The sequence below is a fragment of the Mesorhizobium sp. GW821-FHT04C10 genome (assembly GCF_059420305.1).
On sequence record NZ_JBWKTL010000001.1, the window covers coordinates 720,634 to 735,158 of the forward strand.

Here is a 14,525-nt window from a genome sequence, read left to right on the forward strand (position 1 = left end):
GTCACGGCCAGACATGGAGGCCAGCCCAATGGCAGGCGATGCCGCCGACATTATGGTTTTCATGTCGTATAGTCGGGCCGGTGCGGAGCGGCAGTATGGCAAACGGGCAAAAAAGGATCGTCATCGCCGGCGCCGGCAGCATCGGCTGTTATGTCGGCGGCTGCCTGGCGCTCGCCGGCAGGCAGGTGATTCTGCTGGCCAGGCCGCGCATCGAGGTAGCCATGCGGCAGGGCGGACTGCGCATCAGCGACCTCGAGGGCCGCGACCGCCTGGTCAAGCCCGACGTGCTCGGTATCACCGTGGATCCGGCCGCCGCCTTGCCCGGGGCGGACGTGATCCTGGTCACCGTCAAGAGCGGCGCGACACACGAGATGGCAGCGCTTATCAATACCCATGCCCGCCTCGACGCAGTGGTGGTGAGCCTGCAGAACGGCGTCGACAATGCCGACAGGCTGCGCGCCGGGCTCGGCCAGCGAGCCGTGCTGGCCGGCATGGTGCCGTTCAACGTGGTGCAGTCCCCTGAGGGCGAGCTGCCGCTGCGCGTCCACCGCGCCAGCGAGGGCAAGGTGATGATCGAGGACAGCGGCCGCGCCGGCCTTCCCGATGTCGCCGGTCTTCTTGATGTCGCCAGTCTTCTTGATGTGGAAGGGCTGGCGGTCGAGACGCATGGCGACATGAAGGCCGTGCTGTGGGGCAAGCTGTTGATGAACCTGAACAATGCCCTGGTGGCGCTGTCGGGTCTGCCGCTGGCGAACGAACTCGCCGATCGGCGCTGGCGGCTGATCCTGGCCGGGCAGATCGACGAGGCCTTGCTGGCGATGAAAGCCTCCGGCATCGCGCCGGCGCGGATCGCCGGCCTGCGGCCGGCGCTGCTGTCGAAGGGGCTTCGGTTGCCGGACTGGCTGTTCAAACGGCTGGCGCGGCGCATGCTGGCGATCGACCCTCAGGCGCGCTCTTCGATGTGGGACGATCTGCAGCGCGGCCGGCCGACCGAGATCGGCGAGTTGCAAGGGGCGGTGCTCAGCCTCGCCGAAAGAACAGGCACGCCGGCGCCATTCTTGAAAAGCGTTACCGCTTTGGTGCGCGCGGCGGAAGCGGCGCGGCTCGGCTCGCCGGGTCTGGCGCCGGAACAGGTTGTGCCGCCGGGTGGCTCTCGATCAGGGTGATCTTCTGCCAGATCTTGCGCGACAGGTTGGAACTCAGATTCTCGATGTCGTTGACGCCATCGATAACCACGTCGTCATTGACCGACTGGGCGAACAGAGCGGCGATCTTGCCGGTGATCGACAGCATTTCGGAGCAATAGTCGAGATAGCGCGCCAGGTCGGCGGCATTGGTGATGCGGGCCGGCGACTGCGCCGTCGGCTTGAAACTGGCCGAAAGCGCCGCCGGATCCTTGGTCAGCTGGTGCATGTCGATGACATGGATCAGCGAGCGCAGGCCATGAAGCTGGCGAAAGACCCTCTTGCGCTTGATGCGCTCCTCGGTGCGGATCAGGGCCAGAAAGCCAAGCACGGCGAGGATGACGGTGTTGATCGAAGCCTCGATGCCTTGGACCGATTGCACGGCATCGTCGGTTCCCGAAATCCGGTCGAGCGGCAGGATGGTGCCGACGAACAGGAAGATCAGCACCCCGGCAATGAAGGCCGCGACGATGAGGCCGCGCAGCCACCAGATCGGCTCCTCGAGCCCTTTCGCCGCCTTGGCCAGATCGCGCGACAGCGATACCAGCTCGGCGGCGACGCCACGCAGTCCGGCCTTGGGAAAACGTTCCGCAACGCGACCCTCGAGCCGTTCGGCGGTCTCGATGATCAGTTTCGGATCAAGCGTACGGTAGCGCATGTCCGATCGGTCCTCAGAAGATGAGGCCGAAAAGTGTGAAGCGGCTTTCGGACGACATCATGCTCTATCTCTTTGATTTTAGAGCCGGATTCAGATCTCCGGTCGATTCGACCTGAGATCATCCGGCTCTAGGGTTGTGCCGGCTCGTTGGTGCGTTGGCCATAGCGGTTGGGCCCAGGCTGCCCTGGAAACAGGCACAGTACAAGAAAGGCGACGATTGAGACGACCGGCACGAACAGGATCAGCGCGGCAATGCCCGGCTTGTCGAGGTCGTGAAGCCGCTTCACCGCCAGCGCGATGTTCGACCATAGCGAGGCAATGAAGGCGATGAAGAAGATGAACGACCACATATTGCTCTCGGCCGAGCCTTCCGGCACCAACGTGAAGCGATAGAGCGGGAACGCCTGGATGATGGCGACCAGCAAGCCACCAAGAAAATAGGCCGCGCGACTGACGCGGCCCGATGTCTTGAAGAAAAGCCAGGTGAGATTTGAACTGTCAGGCAAGCGGGTCCGATCCGTATTGATTGGCACCCTTGGCGCCTTCGAGAATGCCGCATTCCACCAGAAACCAGATCGCGCCGATGAAAGGCACCAGGATGATCAGGCTCCACCAGCCGGACTTGCCCCGGTCATGCCAGCGCTTGGCATAGACGGCGAAGACCGAATAGAGCATGGCCAACGCATAGAGCAAATAGATAAAGCCGTACGGCATGTGGTTGAATGTCGTACCCAGTATGTTGTCGAGAATCATGGCGATCACCGCGCCGACGAAAATCACGCCCACGCAAGCCCAGAACTTTGCGCGGTTGATGCGCCCCTCATAGCTGGTCAGCAGATACTTCCAGTCCATGTCACCCCTCCATGTTGAACCAGCGCGACCGATTGTCGCGCCGGCGGAAGGTGCGCCCGCCCGGCGGAAAGATCAATCGCGCAGCAATTCGTTGATCGAAGTCTTGGAGCGGGTCTTGGCGTCGACGCGCTTGACGATGACGGCACAGTAGAGGCTGGGGCCGGGCTCGTTGTTTGGCAAAGGCTTGCCGGGCAGCGAGCCGGCGACGACGACGGAATTTGGCGGCACCTCGCCGTAGAAGATCTCGCCGGTGGCGCGGTCGACGATCTTGGTCGACTGGCCGATGAAGACACCCATGCCGAGCACCGAGCCCTCGCGCACGATGCAGCCCTCGACGACTTCCGAACGCGCGCCGATGAAGCAATTGTCCTCGATGATGGTGGGACCGGCCTGCATCGGCTCCAGCACGCCGCCAATGCCGACGCCGCCCGACAGGTGGACGTTCTTGCCGATCTGGGCGCAGGAGCCGACCGAGGCCCAGGTGTCGACCATGGTGCCGCTATCGACATAGGCGCCGACATTGACGAAGGACGGCATCAGCACGACGCCCGGCGCGACATAGGCCGAGCGGCGCACGATCGACGACGGCACCGCGCGAAAACCCGCCTTCTCGAAATCGACGGCGCTCCAGCCGTCGAACTTGGACGGTACCTTGTCCCACCAGACGGCCTGGCCGGGCCCGCCCTTGATGACCTCCATCGGGTTGAGCCGGAAAGAGAGCAGCACGGCCTTCTTCAGCCACTGGTTGACGTGCCACTTGCCGTCGGCCTGCCGCTCGGCGACGCGGGCACTACCGTGATCGAGCAGGTCCAGCGCCGACTGGATGGCGTCGCGCGTCTCGCCGCGTGTCGCGGTTGAAATGGAGTCGCGCTCCTCGAAGGCCTTCTCGATGGTCTTTTCGAGGCTCGCCAGATCGGGCTTCGACATGAATTTGCTCCATTACCAAGCTGTTAAGGGGCTGCGTCTTAACCTGTTTTGAAAGCCGCGCGGACCCCCACGCATGCTTTGCATGCTTGGGTCTTTGCATGTAGCAGGTTCTTGTCGCAAAACCGCCGGACACTTTTGCGGAACCTGCTTATGTTAAGGCTCAATGGGGGTCAATCGTGGCTGCGTCACGGGACGACGCAAGTAAAGGAATTGAACGGGTGGATTCGATGACTCCCATGGAAAAGGCGGGATGGACGCCGCTGCCGCATTCGGACGAGGATCTGGAGCGGTCGAAAAGCGTGCCGGACACGCCGCAGACGCGGGCCGAGACCTACCGGCTTGCCTGGAACGATCCCGACTTCATGACTCGGCGCGAATTGCGGGCGGTCAGGCTGCAGCTCGAACTTTTGAAACCGGAAATGATCCTTGCCGAGCGCGGCATCCGTTCGACGGTGATCCTGTTCGGCGGCGCGCGCCTGCCGGAACCAGGCGGCGAAGCTTGGGCGGCCAAGAACGAGACGCAGAGGAAGAACCTCGAGGAAAACAGCAAATATTACGAGGAGGCGCGCAAATTCGCGCGGCTGTGCTCGCAGCAGTCGGCCGCCTCATATTACCGCGAATATGTCGTGGTGACCGGCGGCGGCCCCGGCGTCATGGAAGCGGGAAACCGCGGCGCCGATGACGTTGGGGCGCCGTCGATCGGACTCAACATCGTGCTGCCGCACGAGCAGGCGCCGAACGCCTATGTGACGCCGGAACTCTGTTTCAACTTCCACTATTTCGCCATCCGCAAGATGCATTTCGTCATGCGCGCCAAGGCGGTGGCGGTGTTTCCCGGCGGCTTCGGCACGATGGACGAGTTCTTCGAGACGCTGACCTTGATCCAGACCGGACGCATGGAGCGCGTGCCGGTGATCCTGTTCGGCAAATCCTTCTGGAAAAGGGCTATCGACCTCAACTTCCTCGCCGAGCAAGGCACGATCAGCCCTGGCGACCAGGACATCATCGATTTCGTCGACACCGCCGACGAGGCCTGGGGCATTATCAGCCGGTTCTACAAGTTAGGGGAATAAGGGAGTAGGGCAGTAAGGCAGTAGGTGAAACCTGGAAATCAGGGGCTGAGAGCGCCTTATTCTCCCTACTGCCCTACTGCCCTACTGCCCTACTGCCCTACTGCCCTACTGCCCTACTGCCCTACTGCCCTACTGCCTTCCTCCCCTGCGACTATCGCCGTCAAAAACCCCGCGAGATCGTCGGTGACGAAATCGACGTCGTCATCCTGCGCGGGGTCGCGTTCCCAGATCTCGGAAAAAGTCGGCTCGAAATTGCGCGGCACCACCAGCACGGTGGTCATGCCCAGCGCCTTCGGCACCTCCAGGTTGCGGGCGAGATCCTCGAACATCACCGCGTTGTGGCCGGTGACCGCGTGCAGCTCGGCGAACTTCTCATAGGTCTGGCGCGCGGGCTTGGGATTGAGGCCGGCGGCGACGATATCGAAGATGTCGTCGAAATGATCGAGGATGCCAAGCTGGCGCGCGGTGCGCTCGGCGTGCTTGCGGTCGCCATTGGTGAAGATGAACTTGCGGCCGGGAAGCTGGCGGATGGCGGTGCCGAGAACCGGGTCGGGTACCAGCCATGAATAGTCGATGTCATGCACCTTCTCGAGGAAATCGTCGGGATCGATGCCGTGGCGCGTCATCAGCCCGTTCAGCGTCGTGCCGTATTCGAGATAAAGCTCCTTCTGCAGCTTGCGCGCCTCGTCGCGCGGCAAGGCCAGCAGTTCCCCGACGTAGGCCGTCATCTTGACGTCGATCTGCGAGAACAGATTCGAATGATGCGGATAGAGCGTGTTGTCGAGGTCGAACACCCAGTCGGTGACATGGGCGAAGCGGGCGGGATCAGGCAGCGTGGTCATGCGCTCCTTATGGCATGAAACGGGGATTCTGAAAGGGACTTTATCCACAACTTCCACGCGCTTTCAGTGGCGGAAATGGCCTCACGATTCAAATTTTAAGCAACCGCGAAAGGTGGCCTTCAGGGCTTGCTGGCACAGAGACAGTCCTGTGGGAGCCCGCGATGAACAGCATCATTCTGAAATCCGCCGCTATCGCTTTTGCCTCCGTCGCCGCCTCTCTTCTTCTCACGCTGATCATCGTTCCGGCCATGGGATTTCCGATCAACCGGACGATCTGGCTGACTTCGACGCTCTGCCCGCTGGTGCTTGCGTGGGTGGCCTGCATCAGCACCTTCTGGCAGAGCGACAGGCTGAAAAACGCGCACCGCGAACTGGCCCGGGCGCACGCCCAGCTCGCCGCGGCGCACCGCCGCTTGTCGGAAAAGGCGAGCCGCGACGACATGACCGGCATGCTCAACCGGGAAAGTTTCTTCGCCGCGCTGGACGGCTCCCGGCGCAAGTCCGACCGCGGTGCGCTGCTGATCATCGACGCCGATCATTTCAAGAAGATCAATGACAGTTTCGGCCATCTGACCGGCGACGACGCGTTGCTGTTGATCGCCAGCGCCATCGAGCGCGGCGTGCGCAGCGGCGACGTGCTCGGGCGCATTGGCGGCGAGGAGTTCGGCGCGTTCCTGGTCGGAGCCACGGAAAAAGAAGCCAAGCGCGTTGCCGAGCGCATTCGCCGCGAGGTCGAACTGATCCGCTTCCGGCCCGTCGACGAACGGACCATTCCGCTGACCGTCAGCATCGGCGGCACCGTCTGCGGAGAAGAGGCAAACGTCTCGGAGCTGATGCGTGCCGCCGACCAGCGCCTCTATCAGGCCAAGCATGCTGGCCGCAATCTGTCGATCCTCGATACGGACATTTCCGCGGCCGCCTGAACGGCCGGCCCGATACACCCGCCTGTTAAGGAATTTCTAACGCTGTTTGCATTCGGTTGTGCCGCTTGCCCGTCTTTTCGCTGCCTTGAGACCTGACTTGGCACGATACTGGCGTCCGTGACGATGCGTGTGCCGTTCGGGGAATGGCATGCGCATCGAAGCCCCTATGCGAGAGACCTGTCATGAGTTTCTTCAAGAAAATGTCACGCCGCACAATCGTGCGGGCAATGATCTCACTGCCTGCCCTGTCCCTGTTCCGCAAGCTGCCTGAGGCCGGCGCTACCGATGCCAGTCGATCCCTGGCCGACCCGAACGAGATCGTCGAGGTCAATGGCTGGATCCTGAAGCGGAGCGACCTGGCATGATCTTCGACAGCTACGAGGCGTATCGCGCCGCCACCTTCAAGCCCAAGGTCTGCATTCTCGGCTCCGGTCCGGCCGGCACCACCATCGCCCGCAAGCTGGGTGCCGCCGGCATCCAAGTCGTCGTGCTGGAGGCCGGCGCGCGCGAGTTCAGCGACGAGTCGCAGGATTTCTACCGCGGCACCACGGTCGGCGACTTCTATTTCGATCTCGACATCACCCGGCTGCGGTATATGGGCGGCAGCTCCAACCACTGGGCTGGCTGGTGCCGCGTGCTCGACAAGCAGGATTTCGAGCCGAAGGCCTGGGCACCCGACACCGGCTGGCCAATCCGCCGCGCCGACATCGAGCCCTACTTGCCCGAGGTGCACGATATCCTCGAGCTTCCCGATTTCCGGCCTGACGTGCCGATCTCGGACGACATACGCTGGGTGCAGCTGATCAAGAGCCCGGCGGTGCGCTTCGGCGAGAAATTCGCCGACGAACTCGACAAGAGCCGCAACATCGCCGTCGTGCTCAACACCTATGCCACCGAACTTGCCGGCGACGGCAAACGGGTGACCGGCGCCAAACTATGGTCCAACGGCCAGGATGCCGGTACCTTCAGCGCCGACTATTTCATCGTCTGCACCGGCGGGCTGGAGAATTCGCGGCTGCTGCTGTGGTCGAACCAGCGCTCCAACGGCGGCGTGGTCCCAAACGCCACGGCGCTCGGCCGCTACTGGATGGAACATCCGACCTTCGAGGGCGGCAATGCCATCCTGGCCAACTACAGCGAGTTCGAGGTCGATGCCGTCAACGAAGCCTTCTTCTCGCCGACGCTCGCCGCGATGGAACGCCTGCGGATCATGAATTTCGGCATCAGGCTGATCGAGACGCCCTATGCCGGCGTCAAGCATGTGATTGCCGACCTCGCCTGCACGGCACCCGACATGGCCGAATGGGTCGCCTATCAGCTCAGCCAGAACCTGCGCTGCGCGGCTCAGCTCTACGTCGCCTGGGAACAAGCGCCGCTGGCCTCCAACCAGATCGAACTGTCGAAGACCGATGTCGACCATGCCGGCGTGCCACGCATCGAGTTGCACTGGAAGAAATCGGAGCTGGAACGCCGCACGCTTGTCGAAGGCCTGAAACTGTTCGGCACGACGCTCATCGAGAAGGATCTCGGACGTGTTCGCCTGATGGATTGGATTGCCAACGCCGAGGATTACCCGAACAACGAGGAGACCGCGGGGCACCATCACATGGGCGGCACGCGCATGGGCACCGACGTCACCAGGAGCGTGGTGGACGCCAACTGCAAGGTGCACGGCATGGACAATCTCTATGTTGGCGGCTCCTCGGTGTTCTGCACCTCGGGTCAAGCCAACCCGACGACGACGATCACCGCGCTGGCCTGCCGGCTGGGGGACCATCTGAGCAAGGTGGTCACGGTCTGACGGTTGCGCCGCGAGCCCATTCGCTCCACTGCAAGCCGATATGTTGCCGGCGCCGATAACGGCGCCGGCGGAAGCCCGGCATGGCCCTCAAAGGCCGTAGATGGCGAGGCGCACCAGCACGGCCGCGGCAGCCAGTGCGACGAGCAGGATGCCGAGGCCGATGGGAGAGCCCCAGCCATACCATTCCATCGCCAGCTTGGCGTATTTGAATTCATCCTCGTGCGAGAGGGGCGAACGCTGTTGAATCAGGCTCATTTTTCACTCCTTGTCGGCGACCGGCACTTGCCTTGTCGGCGCCTCGGCCGCATATTGTTGCGATAGTCTAAATGTTAGACGGATTGATAGTTAGATGATCGAAATAAATTCGTCAAGCGGGCATCGCGACGAAATGACGAACGCGATCGGCCTCGCCGTGATGCAGTGGCAGGACGCCACGCAGGCTTATGACGAAGCGGTCGGGACGAGGCTTGGGCTGAACATGGCCGAGCGCCATTGCATCGGACTGCTCTATGGCGGCCCGCAATCGGCAGGCGCGATCGCGACCGCGACAGGGCTGACGCCGGCCGCGGTGACGGCGCTGATCGACCGGCTGGAAGCGCGCGGCCTGCTAACGCGCACGCGTAGCCTTGAAGACAGGCGCAAGGTGGTGATCGAAGCCACGGAAACGACGCGGGAGCTGTCGGCGCGCTATTACGGCGTCATCGCGCAGGAGGGCGAGAAGGTGATCGCCACCTTCAGCGACGCCGAGCTCGCGACCATATCGCGCTTCGTCAACGCCGCGCTCGACCTGCAGCGTGCACAGCTTGCGCGGCTGAAGGCCGAAGGGTCGGACACTCCCAGGCGATAAGGGTGCGATGTGTTTGCGGCGTCACCGCAAATGTCGGCACGGACCGAGACTATTTCGGCTTGACCCCATAGGTGACAAGAAACGCCTCCACCGAGGCATCCGCGTGCTGTTCCAGTTCGGCCCTGGAGCGCCGGTTGCTTCCCGTGAACATGGCTTCATTCATCGGGATCCAAAGAAGCATTCCAAAAAGATGGCTGGCTGCCAGATAGGGATCACTCGTCTGTATCAGTCCCCGGCTGGTGAGCTTTTGAAAGCAGGACGCCGTCGAGGCAAGCATGCGCTCAAAACCTTTTTCGTACCAACTGCGGCCAAGCTGCGGCATTCGATCCGCGTTGGCGATGATCAGGCGCCGCAGCTTCAACAACTCTTCATCCATGAGCATCGTTATCAAGCGTCGGGCAAGCTGCTGCAGGCCACCTTCCATGAATTTCGCCTCGGAAAGCAGCGTCGTCACGGACTCGATGATGTCGTTGACCTGGGTGGCGGTTGACAGGACGACTTCGCCGAACAGCGTCTCCTTGTCAGTGAAATGCTTGTAGACGGTCTGCTTGGAAGCCCCCGCCCTGGTGGCGATTTCCTCCATGCTGGTCCCGTCATAACCCTTGCTGATGAACGCCGCCGTGGCCGCCTGGATGATTTCACGATCCTTGCGTGCCGATCTGGTCTCACCGTCGATTTCCATGGAATCCTCCTGACCGGTACTAGACGGTACCGTTCCCGCATGATAGTCACAGGCACAGTACTAGACTGACTAGTACCCGTCAACGAAAGCAGGGCTTATACCGATGAGCAAAATGATCTTCGTTAATCTACCGGTGCGCGATCTGCAGGCAGCGACCAACTTCTATCTCGCGATCGGAGGCGCACTCAATCCGCAGTTCTCGAACGACCAGGCCAGTTCGATCATGTTCTCGGATTCCATTGGGGTCATGCTGCTGACGCACCAGCATTACGGCCAGTTCACAACGCGCCAGATCGGCGACGCCAGGCGCGACAGCCAGATGCTGATCGCCCTCACCGCCGGCAGCAAGGACGAGGTCAATGCCACGATCGAGAAGGGCGTGGCTGCAGGCGGTCGCGCCGATCCCAATCCAGCGCAGGACCTCGGTTTCATGTACAACCGCCACATCGAAGATCCCGACGGCTACGTCTGGGAGCTGCTGTGGATGAACCCCGCCGCCATGCAATAGCCTGTCGGGTCAAAGCGTCTGAAGCGCGTCGCATTGAAACAGATCCATGCGACGCGCTTCAGGTCTTTGGGCGAGATGCATCAGACCGTCGCCGGATCGAGCGCCTTCTGGCCCTTGCGGCGCGCCACGATCGCCTCGAAATCGGCGGCCTGGAAGGCATCGCGCAAGGCGTCGAAGGACGGCAGCACGAAATAGGCGCGCTGGAACTTGTCGATCTCGTAGCCGGTGCGCATCACCGTTTCGAGGTCGAAGGGTACGTGATGGGCGTCCTTGCCCTCGATGGCGAACTGCAATTCGGTGAAGGACGACATCAGGCCGGCGCCAAAGGCTTTCAACGGCTGGCCGGCTTCCTGCATGAGGCCATATTCGGCCGTGTACCAGTAGAGCCTTGTAATCATCTCGTCGCCGCCGAGTGCGATGATGTCGCCGGCCTTCTTGCCGTACATCTGCATGAAATCGGCGAATACCGGCTGCGACAGCACCGGCACGTGGCCGAAGAAATCGTGGAACATGTCGGGCTCGACGATGTAGTCGAGTTCCTGCCTGGTGCGCAGCCAATTGGTGACCGGGAAGCGGCGATTGGCCAGATGATCGAAGAAGGGGGCCGCCGGAATTAGACCCGGCACCGCGACGATCTCCCAGCCGGTCAGCTTGCGCAGTTTGGCGCTGACATCCTCGAAATCGGGGATGCGGTCGAGCAGGCCGAGCTTTTCCACGCCGTCGAGATAGGAGTGATGGGCGAGCTTGCGCGTCAGCTTGGTCTGGCGGTCGCACAAAGTGCGCCACACCGCTTGTTCCTCGGCGCTGTAGTCATAACCCTGCGCCACGGTGAAATCGGCACGGCAGACCGAATAGTCGCCGCGCAACCCCTGCGCCGCGCAGTCGCGGGCATATTCGGCAACGGTCATCGTCGTCATGGTTTCCTCCTCGCAAATCATCGATTGCTGACGTGCCAAGAGGCTAGCCGGATTTGCCGAGGCAAATCGGTTTTGATGATGGTTCATCGGCAACATTAGAGATAATATTCACTCACAATCCGTACCAAGGGAGTGAAAATGCCTCAATTTGACGATTTCGAGATCAAGATGCTCGATGTCCTGCAACGTGATGGCCGCAAGCCGGTCTCCGAGCTGGCGCAAGAGATCGGCCTGTCGACGACGCCATGCGCGCGACGCTTCGAGGCGCTGCAGGACGCCGGCATCATCAAGGGCTTCGCCGCCGTGATCAGCCGCCGCGCGGTCGGTCTTATGGTCGAGGTGTTCATCCAGGTGCGCCTTGTCAGCCACAGCGACGGCTCGCCGGAAAGCTTCATTGCCGCCGTGCAGCGCATGGACGAGGTGTCCTCGTGCTGGACGATGACCGGCGACCACGATTTCCTGCTGCATGTCATGGTGCCGTCGGTCGACGAACTCAACGCCTTCGTCATGCACCGGCTGATGCGGCTCGACGGCGTGCGCGACGTCCATACCCAACTGGTGCTGCAGAACATCAAGGGGCCAGGCCACGTGCCGCTCGCGCATCTGAGGCGATGACGGCCTTCCTCGTTCCCTGGGGAAAAGCTGCACGCAAACTGCTGAAACAGGCCAATCCGGGGTCTATATCCCGGGTCAGCATACGCGGACCGTCTCTCCATGAGGTCCGCCATGAAAATCGTCCTGATCAATCCGCCGCACACCGCCATCGGCAGCCGCGTGCCCGACGACCATCTGCCGCCGCTCGGCCTGCTGGCGATCGGCGGCCCGCTGATCGATGCCGGTCATGACGTGCGGCTCGTCGATGCCGAATTCGGGCCGATGCCGCTCGAGACGGTGGTGGGAGAGGCTCTGCATGACTTCCCGGACTTCGTCCTGATCGGCCATTCCGGCTCGACCTCGGCCCACCCGACCGCCTTGCTGATCGCCGGGATGATCAAGCAGCGCGAGCCGGCGACGACAATCATCTATGGCGGCGTCTTCCCGACCTATCACTGGCACGACATATTGGTGGCGACGGATGTCTTCGACTTCATCGTGCGCGGCGAAGGCGAGGCGACCGTGGTGGCGCTGGTCGAGGCGCTGGAGATGCACCAGCCGCCGGCGAGCGTGGCGGGTGTCGCGTTTCGCGACGATCTGCGCCGGCCCTTCGCCACGCAGGCCGCCATGACCATTGCCGAGCTCGACGCCTACCGTGTCGGCTGGGAGCTGATCGACCACAACAGATACAGCTATTGGGGCGGCAAGCGCGCGGTGGTGATGCAGTTTTCGCGCGGCTGCCCGCATCTGTGCAACTATTGCGGCCAGCGCGGCTTCTGGACCCGCTGGCGGCATCGCGACCCCAAGAAATTTGCCCAGGAGATCGCCTGGCTGCACCGCGAACACGGCGTCGAATTGATCAATCTCGCCGACGAGAACCCGACGGTTTCCAAGAAGGCCTGGCGCGCGTTCCTGGATGCGCTGATCGCCGAGGACGTGCCGGTGCTGATCGTCGGCTCGACGCGCGCCGACGACATCGTGCGCGACGCCGACATACTGCATCTCTATCGCAAGGCCGGTGTCATCCGCTGGCTGCTCGGCATGGAGAACACCGACGAGCAGACGCTTCAAATGATCCGCAAGGGCGGCAGCACTTCATCCGACCGCGAGGCGATAAGACTGCTGCGCCAGCACGGCATCCTGTCGATGGCGACCTGGGTGGCCGGGTTCGAGGATGAGGGGTTTCGCGACCTGTGGCGCGGCTTTCGTCAGCTCATTGCCTATGACCCCGACCAGATCCAGGCGCTCTATGTGACGCCGCACCGCTGGACGCCGTTCTTCCGCATCGCGCGCAACCGCAAGGTCATCCAAAAAGATGCCCGGCTGTGGGACTACAAGCACCAGGTGCTGAACATGACCCGGCTGAAGCCATGGATGCTGTTCTTCAGTGTCAAGCTGATCGAACTTGCCGTGCAGTCCAGGCCGAAGGCGCTGGCGCGCATCCTGTTCCATCCCGATCCCGAGCAGCGGCACTCCATGCGCTGGTACACCAAAATGGGCCGCCGCGTCTGGTTCCGCGAGGTCTGGGGATTTCTGGCCCGCGACGGCAGGGTGAAGGACGGGCCGACGCTCGCCGAATTCTGGGGCGCGCCGCAGGACGCCGAGGAAGAATCGATGACCGTTCGGCGCGCGGCGCCAAAACCGGCGCTTTCCGCCGCAAATCGCGAGCCGCCGGAGAAAAGATTAGCCGGCTGATATTTTGCTCAGGGCACGATCAGCGTGCCGGCGCCGTGTTCGGTGAAGAGTTCGAGCAGCACCGAATGCGGCGTCTTGCCGTTGAGGATGACGACGCCTTCGACGCCGCGCTCGATCGCCTCGATGCAGGTCTCGACCTTGGGAATCATGCCGCCCGAGACCGTACCGTCCTTGATCAGCGCCCTGGCCTCGGCGACGGTCAGCTCATCGATCAGCTTCTTGTTCTTGTCGAGCACACCCGGCACGTCGGTCAGGAACAAAAGACGCGAGGCCTTGCAGGCGCCGGCGATGGCGCCGGCGAAGGTGTCGGCATTGATGTTGTAGGTGTGGCCGTCGCGGCCGGGCGCCACCGGCGCCAGCACCGGGATCATCTCGGAGCGCGCCAGAAGGTCGAGCAGCGTGCGGTCGACCTCCACCGGCTCGCCGACAAAGCCGAGATCGAGCACCCGCTCGATGTTGGAATCCGGGTCGATCATGGTCTTGCGCGCCTTTTCGGCGAACACCATGTTGCCGTCCTTGCCGCACAGGCCGATCGCCCACTCGCCCTCGGCATTGATCAGCGCGACGATCTCCTTGTTGATCGAGCCGGCCAGCACCATCTCGACGATCTCGACCGTCTTCTGGTCGGTGACGCGCAGCCCACCCTCGAATTTGGATTCGATGCCCATCTTGGTCAGCATGGCGCCGATCTGCGGGCCGCCGCCGTGAACGACGATCGGGTTGACACCGGATTGCTTCAACAGCGCGATGTCGCGGGCGAAAGCCTTGCCGAGTTCGATGTCGCCCATGGCGTGGCCGCCATACTTCACCACAACGGTCTTGTGTTCGTAGCGCTGCATGTAGGGCAGGGCTCGCGACAGCAGGGCTGCCTGCATTTCGGCGGTGGCGGCGATGTCCGTCATCGGGGCGGTTCCCTGGCTTTTGGTTTGTGCATGCCGCTGCCCCAAAACCGCTGGGCAATTTTGGGGCGACCTGCATCAGGTAAAGACGGCGGCGTCTTAGCGGGAATTGGCGCAGGGGGC

The 14,525-nt window shown here is 62.6% G+C and carries 18 protein-coding genes; 9 read left to right on the forward strand and 9 right to left on the reverse strand.

Annotation, left to right across the window (positions count from 1 at the left end; all coding sequences use genetic code 11):
- Positions 1–95: 95 nt before the first annotated feature.
- Positions 96–1,166, forward strand: coding sequence for a 2-dehydropantoate 2-reductase (locus AC07UC_RS03380; protein WP_494904023.1), 1,071 nt, complete (start codon positions 96–98; stop codon positions 1,164–1,166).
- Here AC07UC_RS03380 and AC07UC_RS03385 read toward each other — a convergent pair.
- The 4 genes from AC07UC_RS03385 to dapD all read right to left on the reverse strand — a co-directional run bounded on the left by AC07UC_RS03385 (position 1,069) and on the right by dapD (position 3,621).
- Complete coding sequence (locus AC07UC_RS03385) at positions 1,069–1,842, reverse strand: hypothetical protein (RefSeq protein WP_140770731.1); 774 nt, start codon at positions 1,840–1,842, stop codon at positions 1,069–1,071. The genes AC07UC_RS03380 and AC07UC_RS03385 overlap by 98 nt on opposite strands.
- Before the next feature lie 128 nt (positions 1,843–1,970).
- Entirely contained in the window at positions 1,971–2,348 is a 378-nt protein-coding gene (locus AC07UC_RS03390) for a DUF805 domain-containing protein (protein WP_181179721.1), read from the reverse strand.
- A complete protein-coding gene (locus tag AC07UC_RS03395) occupies positions 2,341–2,694 on the reverse strand; it encodes a DUF805 domain-containing protein (RefSeq protein WP_140770733.1) in 354 nt (117 codons plus the stop codon). Before AC07UC_RS03395 ends, AC07UC_RS03390 begins: the two co-directional genes overlap by 8 nt.
- Positions 2,695–2,766: 72 nt before the next feature.
- Complete coding sequence (dapD, locus tag AC07UC_RS03400) at positions 2,767–3,621, reverse strand: 2,3,4,5-tetrahydropyridine-2,6-dicarboxylate N-succinyltransferase (RefSeq protein WP_494904026.1); 855 nt, start codon at positions 3,619–3,621, stop codon at positions 2,767–2,769.
- A gap of 227 nt (positions 3,622–3,848) precedes the next feature.
- Between dapD and AC07UC_RS03405 the strand changes: the two genes are divergently transcribed.
- On the forward strand, positions 3,849–4,694 hold the full coding sequence (locus AC07UC_RS03405; RefSeq protein WP_494904028.1) for an LOG family protein: 846 nt from the start codon (positions 3,849–3,851) through the stop codon (positions 4,692–4,694).
- Positions 4,695–4,807: 113 nt separating this feature from the next.
- Here AC07UC_RS03405 and AC07UC_RS03410 read toward each other — a convergent pair whose 3' ends face one another.
- Positions 4,808–5,536, reverse strand: a complete 729-nt coding sequence (locus AC07UC_RS03410) for a pyrimidine 5'-nucleotidase (protein ID WP_494904030.1) — start codon at positions 5,534–5,536, stop codon at positions 4,808–4,810.
- 161 nt (positions 5,537–5,697) lie between these two features.
- On the opposite strand from AC07UC_RS03410, the gene AC07UC_RS03415 reads away from it, so the two are divergent.
- From AC07UC_RS03415 to AC07UC_RS03425, 3 genes are all read left to right on the forward strand, one after another.
- The gene (locus AC07UC_RS03415; protein WP_140770739.1) at positions 5,698–6,459 is read left to right on the forward strand and encodes a GGDEF domain-containing protein; all 762 of its coding nucleotides are present in this window, start codon (positions 5,698–5,700) and stop codon (positions 6,457–6,459) included.
- Positions 6,460–6,641: 182 nt separating this feature from the next.
- Entirely contained in the window at positions 6,642–6,824 is a 183-nt protein-coding gene (locus AC07UC_RS03420) for a hypothetical protein (RefSeq protein WP_494904032.1), read from the forward strand.
- Positions 6,821–8,260, forward strand: coding sequence for a GMC oxidoreductase (locus tag AC07UC_RS03425; protein WP_494904034.1), 1,440 nt, complete (start codon positions 6,821–6,823; stop codon positions 8,258–8,260). The genes AC07UC_RS03420 and AC07UC_RS03425 overlap by 4 nt, the downstream gene beginning before the upstream one ends.
- A gap of 87 nt (positions 8,261–8,347) precedes the next feature.
- Here AC07UC_RS03425 and AC07UC_RS03430 read toward each other — a convergent pair whose 3' ends face one another.
- On the reverse strand, positions 8,348–8,515 hold the full coding sequence (locus tag AC07UC_RS03430) for a hypothetical protein (RefSeq protein ID WP_181179724.1): 168 nt from the start codon (positions 8,513–8,515) through the stop codon (positions 8,348–8,350).
- Positions 8,516–8,609: 94 nt separating this feature from the next.
- Between AC07UC_RS03430 and AC07UC_RS03435 the strand changes: the two genes are divergently transcribed.
- On the forward strand, positions 8,610–9,107 hold the full coding sequence (locus AC07UC_RS03435) for a MarR family winged helix-turn-helix transcriptional regulator (RefSeq protein ID WP_140770745.1): 498 nt from the start codon (positions 8,610–8,612) through the stop codon (positions 9,105–9,107).
- Positions 9,108–9,156: 49 nt separating this feature from the next.
- Here AC07UC_RS03435 and AC07UC_RS03440 read toward each other — a convergent pair whose 3' ends face one another.
- The gene (locus tag AC07UC_RS03440; protein WP_140770747.1) at positions 9,157–9,789 is read right to left on the reverse strand and encodes a TetR/AcrR family transcriptional regulator; all 633 of its coding nucleotides are present in this window, start codon (positions 9,787–9,789) and stop codon (positions 9,157–9,159) included.
- 103 nt (positions 9,790–9,892) lie between these two features.
- On the opposite strand from AC07UC_RS03440, the gene AC07UC_RS03445 reads away from it, so the two are divergent.
- Positions 9,893–10,297, forward strand: coding sequence for a VOC family protein (locus AC07UC_RS03445; protein WP_494904037.1), 405 nt, complete (start codon positions 9,893–9,895; stop codon positions 10,295–10,297).
- 80 nt (positions 10,298–10,377) lie between these two features.
- Here AC07UC_RS03445 and phhA read toward each other — a convergent pair whose 3' ends face one another.
- Positions 10,378–11,214 carry a phenylalanine 4-monooxygenase gene (phhA, locus tag AC07UC_RS03450; RefSeq protein WP_494904039.1) on the reverse strand — a complete coding sequence of 279 codons (837 nt, stop codon included), beginning with the start codon at positions 11,212–11,214 and terminating at the stop codon, positions 10,378–10,380.
- Between the two features lie 138 nt (positions 11,215–11,352).
- Between phhA and AC07UC_RS03455 the strand changes: the two genes are divergently transcribed.
- Together AC07UC_RS03455 and bchE are read left to right on the forward strand one after the other, a co-directional pair.
- Complete coding sequence (locus AC07UC_RS03455; RefSeq protein ID WP_023810775.1) at positions 11,353–11,829, forward strand: Lrp/AsnC family transcriptional regulator; 477 nt, start codon at positions 11,353–11,355, stop codon at positions 11,827–11,829.
- Positions 11,830–11,940: 111 nt separating this feature from the next.
- The gene (gene bchE, locus AC07UC_RS03460) at positions 11,941–13,503 is read left to right on the forward strand and encodes a magnesium-protoporphyrin IX monomethyl ester anaerobic oxidative cyclase (protein WP_494904041.1); all 1,563 of its coding nucleotides are present in this window, start codon (positions 11,941–11,943) and stop codon (positions 13,501–13,503) included.
- Between the two features lie 8 nt (positions 13,504–13,511).
- On the opposite strand, the gene argB is transcribed toward bchE, so the two are convergent.
- Positions 13,512–14,405, reverse strand: a complete 894-nt coding sequence (gene argB, locus AC07UC_RS03465; protein WP_056573602.1) for an acetylglutamate kinase — start codon at positions 14,403–14,405, stop codon at positions 13,512–13,514.
- Positions 14,406–14,525: the final 120 nt, after the last annotated feature.